Source organism: Streptomyces lasalocidi, from assembly GCF_005280215.1.
Taxonomy (GTDB): domain Bacteria; phylum Actinomycetota; class Actinomycetes; order Streptomycetales; family Streptomycetaceae; genus Streptomyces; species Streptomyces longwoodensis.
Genome location: NZ_SZNQ01000001.1, coordinates 2,957,815 through 2,971,175, shown reverse-complemented (window position 1 = coordinate 2,971,175; position 13,361 = coordinate 2,957,815). Strand labels below are relative to the sequence as shown.

The 13,361-nt window shown below is 75.5% G+C and carries 11 protein-coding genes and 1 tRNA gene; 4 read left to right on the top strand and 8 right to left on the bottom strand.

Features of this window, described 5'->3' with window-relative positions; translation table 11 throughout:
* The first annotated feature begins 217 nt into the window (after positions 1-217).
* Positions 218-934 (top strand): maleate cis-trans isomerase family protein, encoded by a 717-nt coding sequence (locus E4U91_RS13150; RefSeq protein WP_137307029.1) that lies wholly within the window; start codon positions 218-220, stop codon positions 932-934.
* Positions 935-1,080: 146 nt separating this feature from the next.
* Positions 1,081-2,193, top strand: a complete 1,113-nt coding sequence (locus E4U91_RS13145; protein ID WP_174867794.1) for an LLM class flavin-dependent oxidoreductase — start codon at positions 1,081-1,083, stop codon at positions 2,191-2,193.
* Between the two features lie 6 nt (positions 2,194-2,199).
* Here the strand turns inward: E4U91_RS13145 and E4U91_RS13140 are convergent, their stop codons facing one another.
* Positions 2,200-4,134, bottom strand: a complete 1,935-nt coding sequence (locus tag E4U91_RS13140; RefSeq protein WP_137307028.1) for a putative bifunctional diguanylate cyclase/phosphodiesterase — start codon at positions 4,132-4,134, stop codon at positions 2,200-2,202.
* A gap of 284 nt (positions 4,135-4,418) precedes the next feature.
* Between E4U91_RS13140 and E4U91_RS13135 the strand changes: the two genes are divergently transcribed.
* Positions 4,419-5,780: a M6 family metalloprotease domain-containing protein gene (locus E4U91_RS13135; RefSeq protein WP_241678575.1), complete on the top strand. Its 1,362-nt coding sequence runs from the start codon at positions 4,419-4,421 to the stop codon at positions 5,778-5,780.
* Between the two features lie 96 nt (positions 5,781-5,876).
* On the opposite strand, the gene E4U91_RS13130 is transcribed toward E4U91_RS13135, so the two are convergent.
* The 7 genes from E4U91_RS13130 to E4U91_RS13100 all read right to left on the bottom strand — a co-directional run bounded on the left by E4U91_RS13130 (position 5,877) and on the right by E4U91_RS13100 (position 12,440).
* Positions 5,877-5,950, bottom strand: a tRNA-Lys gene (locus tag E4U91_RS13130).
* Positions 5,941-6,534 (bottom strand): bifunctional DNA primase/polymerase, encoded by a 594-nt coding sequence (locus E4U91_RS13125; protein ID WP_137307027.1) that lies wholly within the window; start codon positions 6,532-6,534, stop codon positions 5,941-5,943. The genes E4U91_RS13130 and E4U91_RS13125 overlap by 10 nt, the downstream gene beginning before the upstream one ends.
* Before the next feature lie 147 nt (positions 6,535-6,681).
* Positions 6,682-7,047 carry a hypothetical protein gene (locus E4U91_RS13120; protein ID WP_137307026.1) on the bottom strand — a complete coding sequence of 122 codons (366 nt, stop codon included), beginning with the start codon at positions 7,045-7,047 and terminating at the stop codon, positions 6,682-6,684.
* Positions 7,048-7,404: 357 nt separating this feature from the next.
* A complete protein-coding gene (locus E4U91_RS13115) occupies positions 7,405-8,745 on the bottom strand; it encodes an AAA domain-containing protein (protein WP_137307025.1) in 1,341 nt (446 codons plus the stop codon).
* Positions 8,742-10,331, bottom strand: coding sequence for a hypothetical protein (locus tag E4U91_RS13110; protein ID WP_137307024.1), 1,590 nt, complete (start codon positions 10,329-10,331; stop codon positions 8,742-8,744). Before E4U91_RS13110 ends, E4U91_RS13115 begins: the two co-directional genes overlap by 4 nt.
* Positions 10,322-11,590, bottom strand: a complete 1,269-nt coding sequence (locus E4U91_RS13105; protein ID WP_422070896.1) for a hypothetical protein — start codon at positions 11,588-11,590, stop codon at positions 10,322-10,324. The genes E4U91_RS13110 and E4U91_RS13105 overlap by 10 nt, the downstream gene beginning before the upstream one ends.
* Positions 11,487-12,440 (bottom strand): phosphatase PAP2 family protein, encoded by a 954-nt coding sequence (locus tag E4U91_RS13100; protein ID WP_137307023.1) that lies wholly within the window; start codon positions 12,438-12,440, stop codon positions 11,487-11,489. Before E4U91_RS13100 ends, E4U91_RS13105 begins: the two co-directional genes overlap by 104 nt.
* 314 nt (positions 12,441-12,754) lie before the next feature.
* Between E4U91_RS13100 and E4U91_RS13095 the strand changes: the two genes are divergently transcribed.
* Positions 12,755-13,351, top strand: coding sequence for a histidine phosphatase family protein (locus E4U91_RS13095; protein ID WP_137307022.1), 597 nt, complete (start codon positions 12,755-12,757; stop codon positions 13,349-13,351).
* Positions 13,352-13,361 lie beyond the last annotated feature (10 nt).

Below are 13,361 nucleotides of genomic sequence, written 5' to 3'. Positions count from 1 at the left end.
GAACAGGGCTCGTGAAGGTCCCCGGTACGCGCCGCGACGGCCGTCTGGTGCTGCCATGAACGGAATTCGGCCGCGCTGACCTGCCCCTTTCCGGTCGACCGGGTGGACGGTGGGGGCGCGACGGCGCCCACGGGGTACCCGGACAGCGGGGCGTCGACGGGAACGACCCCCGCACCGCATGCGACCCGTCACGAGCGACAGCAGGAAAGGCTGGCTGATGACCGCACTCGGACTCCTCCACACGGGCCACTCCGCCGAGGACGACTTCCCCCGCATCGAGCAGCTCCTGGGCAGCGACGTCCGGGTCGACCTGGTCCGCGTCGAGCCCGACCCGCACGCGGCCGACCCGGCGGGCCGGCTGGGCGCGCCCGACGCCCTCGCCCGCGCCACCGAGCAGCTGCGGCTCTCGGGCGCCGAGGCCGTCGTCTGGGTGTCGACCGGCGGCAGCTTCGCCTACGGCTGGGAGGGCGCCCAGGCCCAGGTCAGCGCCCTCGCCCGGGCCGCGGGCCTGCCCGCCTCGTCGACGTCGGTGGCCTTCGCGCACGCCGTACGGGAACTGGACGTGCGCCGGGTCGCGGTCGCGGCGCCGTACCAGCCCGAGGAGACGGCCCGGTTCGCGGACTTCCTCACGGCGGGCGGCGTACGGGTGGTCGTCACCCACGCGGCGGGCGCACCGCCCGCGACCGCCTGGGACGAGGCGGAACTGCTGGCCCTGGCCCGGGCCGCCGACCACCCCGACGCGCAGGCGGTGCTGGTGCCCGACACCTCGCTGAGCACGGCGGCGCACATCCCGGCCCTGGAGAAGCACCTGGGCAAGCCCGTCCTCACCGCCAACCAGGTCACCGTCTGGCAGGGCCTGCGCCTGGCCGACCGCCGGGTGAACGCCCCGGCCCTGGGCGCCCTGTTCACCCGGGAGCCGGTGGTGCAGGCCTGAGGACCCGGGCCCGGGCGACCGGGCCCGGGGCGCCTGCCCCGGGCTCCGGGGGCTCGGGTCCCGCCCCTGCCCCCGGGAATAACCGGGGACCGTCTCCTGTTGTGCTCCTGGCAGGCACGACGTACCGCACGAGCAGGAGGCACCCGGTGAGCGGACACCCGGCAGAGACCCACCCGGACGACGGGATCCGCGGTCCGGTCCTGGGCAGCGCGCCCGTGCCGCTGTCCGTGCTGGACCTGGTCACCGTGGGCAGCGGCAGCACCGCCACCGACGCCCTGCGCACCAGCGTGGACCTGGCCCGGGCCACCGAGGCACGCGGCTTCCACCGCTACTGGGTGGCCGAGCACCACTCCATGCCGGGCGTGGCCTCGTCGTCGCCCGCCGTGATCCTCGCCCACCTCGCCGCCCACACCGGCCGCATCCGGCTCGGCTCGGGCGGCGTGATGCTGCCCAACCACGCGCCCCTGGTGATCGCCGAGCAGTTCGGCACCCTGGAGGCCCTCGCCCCGCACCGCATCGACCTGGGCCTCGGCCGCGCGCCCGGCACCGACGGGGCCACCGCGGCCGCCCTGCGCCGCACCGACACCCTCAACGAGGGCGCCGACGACTTCCCCCAGCAGCTCGCCGAGCTCACCCGGTTCCTCGACGACGACTTCCCCGACGGCCACCCCTACCGGCGCATCCACGCCGTGCCCGGCCCCGTCCAGGCCACCTCGCCCGGCGGGGTGCAGTCCCCGCACCGGCCGCCGGTCTGGCTGCTCGGCTCCTCCGGGTTCAGCGCGCGCCTGGCCGGACTGCTCGGCCTGCCGTTCGCCTTCGCGCACCACTTTTCCGCGCAGAACACCGTCCCGGCCCTGGACCTGTACCGGGAGTCCTTCCGGCCCTCGGCGCTCCTGGACGCGCCGTACGCCCTGATCGGCGTCTCGGCGCTGGCCGCCGACGACCCCGAGGAGGCCCGCCGCCAGGTCCTCGCCACGGGGCTCAACATGGTGCGGCTGCGCACCGGACGGCCCGGGCTCTTCCCGGACCCGCGGGAGGCGGAGGCGTACGAGTTCAGCCCGATGGAGCGGGAGTTCCTCACGTCCTGGACCGCGAACATCGTGCACGGCACGGCCGACGAGGTCCGCGCCGGCCTCGACGACCTGCAGAAGCGCACCGGCGCCGACGAGTTGATGCTCACCACGCACGCCCACCGCGGCGACCTGCGCCTGCGCTCCTACGAACTCATCGCCGACGCCTACGGGTTGCCCACCGCCTGACCCGACCTAGGTGCAGGCCCGGGTGGTGCGCAGCGCGGCGATGCGGTCCGGCGTCACCGGGCGGGAGTACAGCCAGCCCTGCCCGGTGTCGCAGCCGATGCGCCGCAGCCGGTCGGCCTGCGCCGCCGTCTCCACGCACTCGGCGGTGACCGTCAGCCCCAGCCGGTGCGCCAGGTCGATCATCGCCTCGACGATCACCTCGTCCGCCGGGTTGGGCGGCGCGGCCTCGTCGCCCCGGCCCTCGTACTGGAAGCCCCGGACGAACGAGCCGTCCAGCTTCAGCACCGACACCGGGAGCCGGGAGAGGTAGGCGAGGTTGGAGTAGCCGGTGCCGAAGTCGTCGATGGCGATCTGCACGCCCATGTCGCTGAGGGCCTGGAGCGCCTGCAGCGGCCGGCCGGCCGAGCCCATCACCGCGGACTCGGTCAGCTCCAGCTGGAGCAGGTGCGCGGGCAGCCCGGTCTCGGCGAGGATCGCCGCCACGTCGGCCACCAGGTCGGAGTCCCACACCTGGCGCACGGCCACGTTGACGCTCACGAACAGCGGCGGCTCGTCGGGGTTGTCCAGCTGCCAGCGCCGGGCCTGCCGGCACGCGGTGGCCAGGACCCAGCGGCCGAGCGGCACGATCGAGCCGTCCTCCTCGGCCAGCGCGACGAACCGATTCGGCGGCAGCAGCCCGAACCGGGGGTGGTCCCAGCGCACCAGCGCCTCCACGCCCCGCAGCCGGCCGTCCGCCATGCCGACCAGCGGCTGGTACTCCAGCACGAACTCCCCGCGCTCGATCGCGGGGCGCAGCGTCGAGGCGAGCGCCTGACGCGTCATCAGGTGCGCGTTGCGCTCCGGGTCGAACAGCGTCCAGCGGGCCTTGCCGTCCACCTTCGCCCAGTACAGCGTGGTGTCGGCGGCCTGCATCAGCCCCGTCGCCGTCGTCCCGGCCGCGTGCCGCTCCACCACCCCGATCGACGCCGACAGGCTCAGTCGCTGCCCATCCAGGTCGAACGGCGCCTGCAGCGCCTTCAGCACGGCCTCGGCCAGCTCCGACAGCTGGTCGGTGCCGGTGGAGTCCTCCACCAGCAGGGCGAACTCGTCGCCGCCGAGCCGCGCCACCAGCGGGGTGCCGGGCCGTGACCTGCCGACCTCCTCCGCGCAGGCCGTCAGCCGCTCGGCCACCGCCGCGAGCAGCCGGTCGCCGACGCGGTGCCCCAGGGTGTCGTTGACCGCCTTGAAACCGTCGACGTCCAGGTAGCACAGGCCGATCCGGCCGGTGCCGCCGTGTTCGAGGGAGTCCGCCTCCAGGGCGGCCGTCAGCCGCTCGAAGAACAAGGTGCGGTTGGGCAGCCGGGTCACCGGGTCGTGCATCTGGAGGTGCCGCAGCCGGGCCTGGAGGTCGCGGCGGGCGCTGATGTCGGCCACCGACAGCAGCACGCCGGGCGTCCGGCCGTCCAGCGGGGCCACGGTCACCTGCGCCCACAGGGAGCGCCCGTCGGGCTGCTTCAGCCGCCGGGTGCAGCGCAGCCGCGCCTGCCGGCCGCGCAGCACCTCGCGGTAGGCGTGCCAGGTCCGCGCGTCCGAGGCCAGGTCGAGCAGGTCGGCGGCCACCCGCCCGACCAGCGCCCCGGGCTCGCCCCCGAGCAGCGCGCCCAGGGCGTCGTTGACGCCGACGACCAGGCCCTCGCGGTCCACCACGGCCATGGCCAGCGGGGCGGTGGCGAAGACGGACCGGTAGGGGACGGGGTCGTCGGGGCTTCCGGGCCCGTCGGGGTCGTCCGGCGCACGCGGGACACCCGCGCCACCGGGAACGACCGGGTAGGGGTCGAGGAGCACCGTGGTCCCCGTGTCGATGGCCTCCCCGGTACCGGGAGGCGCCGTGCTGTCACGCTCCGTGACGGCGGACCCGTCGAGGTCTGCCGCGGGCGTCGGCCCTTCGGACGTTCCGCTCACCGCTCGCTCCCGCAGTGCACTCGATCTCTGTCCGCGCAGCAAAGTGTGCCGATCATAGAGGCTGGCCGCGGAGTTGCGCAGCCACTGCCCAGTGTCCCCGACGCGGTGGCCCTTCTGACAGATCGTTTCTGCCCGCACTGGACCGGTTCTGCGGCCCCCCGACCGCTTGTGACGTTCCGTGAGTGGTCCGGGGGTGTCGCGCGATCCGTTCCGGTCCCGCCCCTCACTCGTCTGGGGCAGACAAACAGGGCGCAGTATGACAAATAAGCACAGGCTGGGTGGCGGTGTCCCGTGAACCGCTCCCGGAGGTCCTCGTGCCGCGTCGTCCGCTCCCGCGTCCCCGACTGCGCAGCGCGGCGGCCGTGTTCACCACCCTCTCGGCGCTGGCCGCGACCTCGCTGATCACCGGCCCCTCGGTGGCCGAGCCGTTCTCGCCCGAGCCCTGCGCGCTCCAGCGCACCGCCGCCCACCACTCGGAGGGCCTGGACACCTGGAACGACGCCTACCCGAGGCCCACCCGGTCCCTCGACGCGGTGATGGTCTTCCTGTCGTTCCCGGACTGGACCCCGATGAGCACCCCGGCCGAGCTGACGGCCGACCACTTCCCGGGCACCACCGACTTCTTCCGCCGCGCGTCCTACGGCCGGTTCACCCTGCGCGCGCACCCCCTGCGCCGCTGGATCCGGATGCCGAAGCCGTCCACGGCGTACGCCATACAGCGCGACTGGAGCCCCGAGCGCCGCGCCGCCTACCTGCGCGACGCGCTCGCCGCCGCCGATACCCAGGTCGACTTCTCCCGCTACGACCTCGTCTACTTCGTCGCCGACCCGGACGCGCCCGGTGTCGACTCCGACGCCACCAAGGTCGTCAACCTGCAGACCCCGCTGCACGCGGACGGCACCGCCATCCGCCGGGTCGTCACCGTCTTCGAACAACACCCGCCGGACCGGCTGGTCCTCGCCCACGAGACCGGCCACGTGTTCGACCTGCCCGACCTCTACCACCGGCCCGCCGACGGCAAGGGCGACTGGGACACCTACGTCGGCGACTGGGACCTGATGGGCAGCCAGTTCGCGCTCGCCCCCGACCTGTTCGCCTGGCACAAGTGGAAGCTGGGCTGGCTGCGGCCCCGCCAGGTGGTGTGCGTCCGGGGTCCCGGCACGACCCGGCTGGCGCTGGAACCCGTCGCCGCCGGACCCGGGGTGCCCCTCGCCGGCGCGGCGGGGCCCGATCCGGCCGCCGCGGGCCCGCCGGCCTTCCGCGCGCCGGGGTTCCGCACGCCGGGCCTCGCGCCGGGGGCCGGCGTGAAGCTCGCCGTGGTGCGGACCGGCGCGGACAGCGCCCTCGCCGTCGAGGCCCGCGAACCCGTCGGCAACGACCGCTCCGTCTGCCGCTCCGGCATCCTCGTCTACCGCGTCCACGGCCGCGCCGAGTCCGGCCGCGGACCCGTCGAGGTGGTCGACGCCCACCCGCACACGGAGGCCTGCTGGGAGGACTCGGTCTACCCGCCCCTCGCGGACGCGCCGGTCGCGGCGGGGGAGAGCTTCACCGTGCCGGGGGAGGACGGCGGGCACGGGGTCCGGGTGGACGTGGAGGGCCGCACGACGTCGGGGACGTGGACGGTGCGGATCACGCCGGGGGTGTGAGGCCAGGGGCGTGGCGCCGGAGGGAGGGGTGACGGCGGGGGCGCTTTTCGGCCATGCAAAAGGCCCTCCGCTTGCGCGAAGGGCCTTTCCGTCGTGTGCGCCGCCAGGGACTCGAACCCCGGACCCGCTGATTAAGAGTCAGCTGCTCTAACCAACTGAGCTAGCGGCGCCTGCTGACGTCGTAGACCTTAGCACCAGGCTCCGGGGAGGGCGAAATCGATATCCGCACGGCCGAGCGGGCCGCCCGTACGGCCGCCCAGAGCAGCACCTCCGGGCCCGGCAGCCAGGGATGACGCGTGTCCGGGGCGACCAGCCAGCGGGCCCCGGCCGGGGCGGTGGCGGTGAGCGGCGGGACGGTCACGGCGTCGCCGGTGCCGTGGCACAGCAGGGGCGGCACGGCCGCCGTACGGCAGTCCCGGGCGTCCCGTCCGCCCCACTCCTCCCACGCCAGCAGGGACGGCAGGCGCTGGGCCGTGCCGGGGGCGGTGAACAGCAGGACCCGGCCACGGAAGACGGCCACCGGGCCGGTGCCGGCGCCCTCGTCCCACAGCCGGTCCAGCATCCGGCGGCCGAACAGGGCCGGGACGTTGACGACGTCGAAGACCGAGCCGCAGGGCAGGACGACCGGGGCGTCCGGCTGCTCCGCCCAGAGGGCGAGCGTGCTGCGCGGGTGTGCGCCGGCCGAGGCCAGCCAGGCGGCGCCGTCCGCGGTGACGCCCGAGATGTCGGAGAACTCGTCCCATACGCTGCTCATGAGCCCCAGGTCTACCGCCCGTGAGCAGCCGGTTCCGGTGAGTTGCGAAAACCGGGGACGTGGCGGTGGGTCGGCGGGTATCGTGCCCGCCTGGCATATGCCGGGGTGGCGTGGCCCTGGCGCTCCGGTGCGTGCGGGGGCGTCCCGTCAGACGGGGTCGACCGGGCTGCCGCCCTCACCGCCGCGCATGAGGTCCCGCCCGAACTCCACCATCTTCTTGGCGTAGTCCTCGGTCCACTCCGCCCGCTCGGCGATGTCCGCCGTGGTCAGCCGGTCGAAGCGGCGCGGGTCGGCGAGCTGGGCCGCGGCCATCGCCTGGAACTCCGTCGCCCGGTCGGCCGCCGCCCGGAACGCCACCGTCAGCTCCGTCGCCCGCGCGAGCAGCGCCCGGGGGTCGTCGATGGACTCGAGGTCGAAGAAGTGCTCCGGGTCGCCGGTGGCCTCGGCGGGCTCGAAGAGCAGGGGCGCGGGGCGTAGCCGCGGTTCGTTGCGACGCGGCGTGGGCTCCGCCATGTCGTGCCTCCTCCTGGGGTCGGTGCGGCCCGCCCGGCGCTTCCGCACGGACCACCCTCCATTGTCTCGCGACCCCGCAAGGGGGCCCCGCCGCTCTCCCGAGCCCCACACGCGCCGGGATGTTCCCCCTCCAACATGCCCCGGCGCTACGGCTTCCAGGCCACCCGGTGCTCGCCGAGGTGGGCCGGTCACGGGCGCCAGGTCACCCGGTGCTCGCCGAGGTGGGCGAGGACCGCGTGGTTCGCCTCCCAGCCGTCCGGGCTGCATCCATCGGCCGCCTCCGGCGGCGTGCCGGACTCCGTCCGGCGGTTCGGGCGGTGCTGGACTGCTCCGCGGCTGGAAGGCGCCGCCGGCCGGTCACGGGCGCCAGGCCACCCGGTGCTCGCCGAGGTGGGCGAGGACCGCGTGGTTCGCCTCCCAGCCGTCCGGGAACTTCACGATCGTGCCCAGCTGGACCGGTTCCGTCGACGGGTAGTCGTCGAGGAGGTCGCCCACGCCCGCCCGGCAGACCACGATGCACGCGTGGCGGTGCCGGGAGGCCAGGACGCACAGGCGGCCGGTCTCCAGGTGGAACGCCGTCGCGTCGGGGCGGCCGGACAGCGGGTGCAGGACGACCGTGACGTCGAACTCCATGCCCTGGAGCCGGTTGGCCGTGTCGACCGTGACGTCCCGCACGCCCAGCTCCGCGAGCGCCGCGCGGACCGCGGCCGCCTGGTCCCGGTGCGCCGTGCCCACGGCGACCCGGTCCGCGGTCAGCGGCGCGGGCTCCGGCGAGCGCTCCGACGTCGCCGCCCCGCCCCGGTCCAGCAGCCGCCGTACGACGGCCGCGACCGCGCGGACCGCCTCGGGGTCCGTGCGCGGGGTGTGCCGGGCGGGCAGCTCCAGCAGGCCCCAGCCGGACTCGGCCGCCTCGTCGATCACCCGGTCCGGGCCGGAGCCGTCGGAGGGCACGGCGAAGGACAGGCGGCGGTCGCCGTGGCCGGTGCCGCTGCGGAAGCGCGTGTACGGGTAGAACGCGTCGGACACGAGCCGCGCCGCCGACGCCGGGAGCCGCCAGGACACCGGCAGCCGGTGCTGGGGCAGGTCCGGGTTGTGGGCCAGCAGCGTGGTCACCGCCGACGCGGACGGGTCGTACGACAGGCCCGCCCACTGCTCGCTGCCCACGATGGCGAACGGGTCCAGCTGCCCCGGGTCGCCCACGAACAGCGCCCGCTCGAACAGGCCCGCCACGGCCAGCAGCCCGTCCGAGCGCATCTGGTACGCCTCGTCCACGATCGCGTGCCGCCACGGCTCGTCGACCTTCACGTGCGCCCACTTCGCCGCCGTGGAGATCACCACCGGCAGCCCTGCGAGGTCGCCCGCCTTCGCCGACTTGCGCACGTGGGGCAGGTCGTCGAGCGCCTTGTCGTAGGGGTCGGCGTCGCTGCTGTGCAGGCGGCCCACCGGCAGCTCGGGGGACTTCTCCGCCAGGCGCAGCACCAGGTCGTCGACCTGGGCGTTGGTCTGCGCCACCACCATCAGCGAGCGGCCCGCCTCGGCCAGTTCCAGCGCGGTGCGCACCACCAGCGTGGACTTGCCGGCGCCGGGCGGGGAGTCGACGACGACCCCGCGCGCGTCGCCGTGCAGCGTGTCGCGCAGGATCGCCGCGGTGGCCCGCGCGGCGGCCGTACCGGGGTCGACCTCGGCCTCGGTGCTCACAGGACGTCCTCCTGGGTGACGGGATCGGCGGCTTCGAGCACCGGCTCCCCGGGCGGCCCGCCGTGCGTCCACGGGGTCTGCTCCGGGTCGGGCAGCTTGGCGCCGCCGCGCTGCTCGTGCTCGAACAGCGTGAAGCACAGCCGGTCGCCCTTCTCCGGCACCGACCCGGGCTCCGGCTCCTTGCCGCGGCCCATCTTGTCGAGCACCCGCAGCACCACCAGGCCGTCGGCGTCTATGCCCACGCACTCCGCCGACTGCGGCTTGCCGCCCAGCGAGCGGTAGACCTTGGCGCGCTCGCCCAGGTGCGGCCGGTCGTCCGTGCGCACCGTCACCAGCGGGCGCGGGCTGGGCCGCTTGCCCTCGCTGTACGCCATGACGACCTCGGTGACCTCGCCCGCGAACGCCTCCCCGGCCAGTCGCCGCCCCGCCATCACCAGCGGGTCGTCCAGCGCCTCCTGCGCGTCCAGGCGGGCCTGCTCGCGCTCGCGCGTGGCCAGTTTGTTCGCCGCGGTCACCGCGTCGTCGCGGCGCGGCTGCGGGGGCTCGCCCGCCAGGACCCGGTCGCGGTGGCCGGTGAACGACCAGCGGTCGCGCGTCCACCGCTCCTCGACGTGCGCCCCCTCGGGCAGCGCGCGCAGCAGGTCCAGGCCCCGCCACACCGCGTCCCAGGTGGGCCGGGTGCGGCTGAGGACCAGCTCGCGGACCTCCCGCTCGGCGGCGGTCAGGATGCCCAGCCGGGTGTCGGCCTCCAGGCCGTCCTCGGCGGCGGCGAACGCGGTGCGGGCCCGGTCGTAGCGCTCGATGGCCGGCGCGAGCAGCTTGTTGTCGAACGCGGGGTCGGTGGCCGGGCCGGCCGGCGGGCACAGCAGCTGCCCCTGCTCGTCCCGCGCCAGCTCCGCGCGCAGCGCCGCCTCGGCGCCCGACGTCCCCCCGGGCGGGTCGATCCAGGCCAGCAGCGCACCCAGGTGCTGGTCCTCCAGGGTGGACTGCCCGGTGGCCCAGTGCCGGCCCAGCACCTCGGTGAGCGCCAGCAGCAGCGAGGAGCCGGGCACCCGGGCCCGCTCGCCGTAGTGGGTCAGCCAGCGGCCGAGCAGCGGCACGCGCGGGGGCGCGGGGTGCGGCGCCTCCGGGTCCTGCTCCGCCGTACGGCGGAAGCGCATCGACCGGCCGAGCAGCCGCACGAACTCCACGCCCGCGCGGCTCGGCACGACGATCTGCGGCGCGTCCGCGCACAGCTCGACCTCGACCTTGACCCGCTTCCCGGTCTCCGGGTCGGTCTCGGTGCGCTCGGCGGCCTCGACGACGTCGGCGTGGGAGTCGACGTACGGCAGGACCACATCGGCCAGCTCGGCGAGGAACGCGAACCTCAGGTCGCGGTCGCGCGGCTGCGGGACGGCCAGCAGGCGCGGCGCGTCCCGGTCGGTGCCGACCAGCGCGCCGAGCGGGGCACCGGCCTCACCGGCGGTGGTCAGCGGCACGAACACCAGCGGCCGCTCGGACAGGCGCCGGTGACGGACCGTCGCGAGCGGCTGCGCCCGGCCGGTGGTGACGGCCTCGAGCCGGGACAGGGTGGCGATCAGCGACACGGCGCGGCCTCCTGGACCGGCCCCGGCGCCCCGGCCGGCCGCGCGGGGGCCGGCCCCTCCGCCGCGCGCGGCTCCCGGGCGGCCGGGAGCGCCGCGCCGGCCAGTGCCGCGGCGCGCAGCTCGGCGGCCCGGCGCAGGGCGGCCACCGCCGGGTCCCGCGGGTCGCCCGCCTCGCCGCGCGCGGCGGCGAGCACGTCCTCGACGGTCGTCAGCCCGCCCAGCTCCGCGCGGACCGAGCGGCCCAGCGTGGTCACCGCGCCGGCCGAGCGGGAGCGGCCACGGCAGTGGAACGCCAGCTCGCACGCGGACAGGCACTCGGGCGCGTACGTCGCCGGCACCGACTCGACGGACTCGGCCAGCCGCTCGGCGGGCAGGTCCGGGGCGAAGCACACGCCCTCGGGGAGCGTGCCCGCGATGTCCTCGATGCGGGTGAGGCGGGTCAGCTGGCGGCGGGTGACCGCGCGCTGCTTGCGGATGTCCACGGCGGACGCGGTGGCCAGGTTGGAGAAGTCCTTGGGGCACACCAGCAGGACGCGGTCGCGCACGCGCGGGGCGGCCTCCATCCGCGCGGCGACCTGCTCCAGCGCCAGCACGTACACCGCGGCCTGGCGCGCCGCCGCGCCGACCTTCGCCGGGTCCGCCGAACCGTCCAGCATCGGGAAGGACTTGATCTCCACGACCGTCCAGCTGCCGTCGGGGTGCACCACGACCGCGTCCGGCTCCAGGAAGGCCGGGGAGCCCGCGACGTCCAGCGCGAGCATCGGGTGGTCCAGCAGCGTCCAGGTGCCGGCCGCCTCCGTGGCCTCGCGCAGCGCCAGCGCCGTGCGCGCCGTGCGCCCCTCGGGGCCGGCCGCCGTCAGGTCGGGCGTGGCCGCGTCCACGGGCGGCTCGGCGGCCGGGTCCAGCCTGCGGTGCACCAGGCCCAGCAGCTCGGCCCCGCCGTCGGCCTTCACCCGGGCCTCGAACGCGTTGCCCCGGGTCAGCGCGAACTGGGACTGGCCGAAGGCCGAGGGGGAGCCGAGGCGGTCCGCCAGCACCGCTTTGTCCACCCCGGCGCCGTCGAGGATCGCGCGCCGCCGGCACCCCGGGTTCGCGGCGAGCGCCGCGAGGGCGCGGGCGTCCAGCGCCTTGGCCGGCACCTCGGGGCCGCGCAGCTCAGCGAGCCGCTGCCGGAGCCCCGTCCCCCGCGTCGGTGGGAGAGGCCTCCGGCTCGGCTCCCGGTCCGAACCGTGACGCGCGCTGCCGTGGAAATCGTTCACCCGGGGAAGTCTGGCATCCTCCACTGACAATCGTGGCGGGTGTGGCCCCGGAGTTCGCCGAGAACACCGGCACGCGCGCGACGACCCACCCGCGCGCCCGGTCCACACCGCGCGTCACGAGCGGCGCCAGCAGCAGCCCGACGCCCATCGCGGCGGCGCCGGCGGCCGCGTCGAGGAAGTAGTGGTTCGCGGTGCCCATCACCACGATCGTGGTCAGCAGCGGGTAGGCCACGCCGAGCACCTTCGCCGTCCGCGTGCCGCCGTGGCGCCACAGCATCACGCCGCACCACAGCGCCCAGCCCACGTGCAGGCTGGGCATCGCCGCGTACTGGTTGGTCATGCCGCCCAGGCCGCGCGGCGCGCTCGCCTCGCCGCCCCACCAGCCGTACGAGCTGTACTGGGCCATCGTGTCCACGAAGCCGTGGTCCGCCGACAGCAGCCGCGGCGGGCAGGTCGGCAGCAGCGTGAAGCCGATCAGGCCGATGAACGTGGACGTCATCAGCCAGGTGCGGGCCGCCCGGTATACCTCCGCGCGCCGGCGGAACAGCCAGACCAGCAGCACCGGGGTGACCAGGTAGTGCAGCGAGGCGTACCAGAAGTCCGCCGGGACACCGAGCCACGCCTCGCGCGTGAACAGCCGGTTGAGCGGGTGCTCGGCGTTCAGGCGCAGCGTCTTCTCGATGCGCAGGATCGCCAGCCCGTGGTCCACGGCCGACGACACGTCGCCCCGCGCGAGCAGCCGGCCCGCCGAGTAGCAGGCGTACACCAGCACGATCAGCGGCAGCTCCGTCCACCAGCGCAGCCGGGTCCGCGAGGTCGCCTCGGTGCCCGGTGTCTCGGTGTGGGGCATCCGATCGCCTCCCCCTTCAATCTGTGCACGGTGGCCGTGGTCGTGCGGCCGGCGGTGCCGGGTCCGCCCGTCGGGCACGGGCGTGCACCGGCCGCGGCACGGGCGTGTCACTTTACGGCGTATGTACGCGCCCGTCCTGGGCGCCCCGGCCCACAAGACGCCATCGTCGCCCGCCGGGTTGCCCCACCTCAGGGTGCGCGATGATGGAGGGGTCCCGCCCGTCGATTTCCTGCTGTTCCCCCGCACGTCCTCCGCACGTCCTCCTGAGGACGTCTCCCCACCCGTCCGTACCCGCTCGGAAAGGTCTCCTCCCCATGGCACCGCGCATCCTGCTGGCCCGGCACGGACAGACCGAGTGGTCGTTGTCCGGAAAGCACACCGGCAGGACCGACGTACCGCTCCTGGAGGAGGGCCGCCGGGGCGCCAAGCTGCTCGGCGAGCGGCTCCACCGGCCCCCGTTCGATTCCCTGCCCGGCCTCGAGGTCCGCACGAGTCCGCTGGCACGCGCGCGGGAGACGTGCGAGCTTGCCGGCTTCGCGGAGCGCGCCACCGTCTGGGACACGCTGATGGAGTGGGACTACGGGAGGTACGAGGGCATGACCCCGGCGGAGATACAGGCGGTCCGCCCCGGCTGGCTCATCTGGCGCGACGGCGTCCCCGGCGGCGAGAGCCTGGCCGAGGTCACGGCCCGCGCCGACGAGGTCGTCGCCTGGGCCCGCTCGGCCGACCGGGACGTCCTCGTCTTCGCCCACGGCCACATCCTGCGTTCCATCGGCGCCCGCTGGCTGGGCCTGCCGCTGGATTTCGCGTCCCGCATCCGCCTCAATCCGACGTCCCTGTCGGTCCTGGGCTGGGCCTACGGGGAGGCGGCCATCGAGAGCTGGAACGACCAGGGACACCTGGCCGCGTAGACCGGGGACA

What these genes read in the sequence shown, in the direction of transcription:
- E4U91_RS13125 (WP_137307027.1), bottom strand. Translation starts at nt 6,534, where the DNA reads ATGAGCAGCGTATGGGACGAGTTCTCCGACATCTCGGGCGTCACCGCG.
- E4U91_RS13100 (WP_137307023.1), bottom strand. Translation starts at nt 12,440, where the DNA reads ATGCCCCACACCGAGACACCGGGCACCGAGGCGACCTCGCGGACCCGG.
- E4U91_RS13095 (WP_137307022.1), top strand. Translation starts at nt 12,755, where the DNA reads ATGGCACCGCGCATCCTGCTGGCCCGGCACGGACAGACCGAGTGGTCG.
- E4U91_RS13150 (WP_137307029.1), top strand. Translation starts at nt 218, where the DNA reads ATGACCGCACTCGGACTCCTCCACACGGGCCACTCCGCCGAGGACGAC.
- E4U91_RS13120 (WP_137307026.1), bottom strand. Translation starts at nt 7,047, where the DNA reads ATGGCGGAGCCCACGCCGCGTCGCAACGAACCGCGGCTACGCCCCGCG.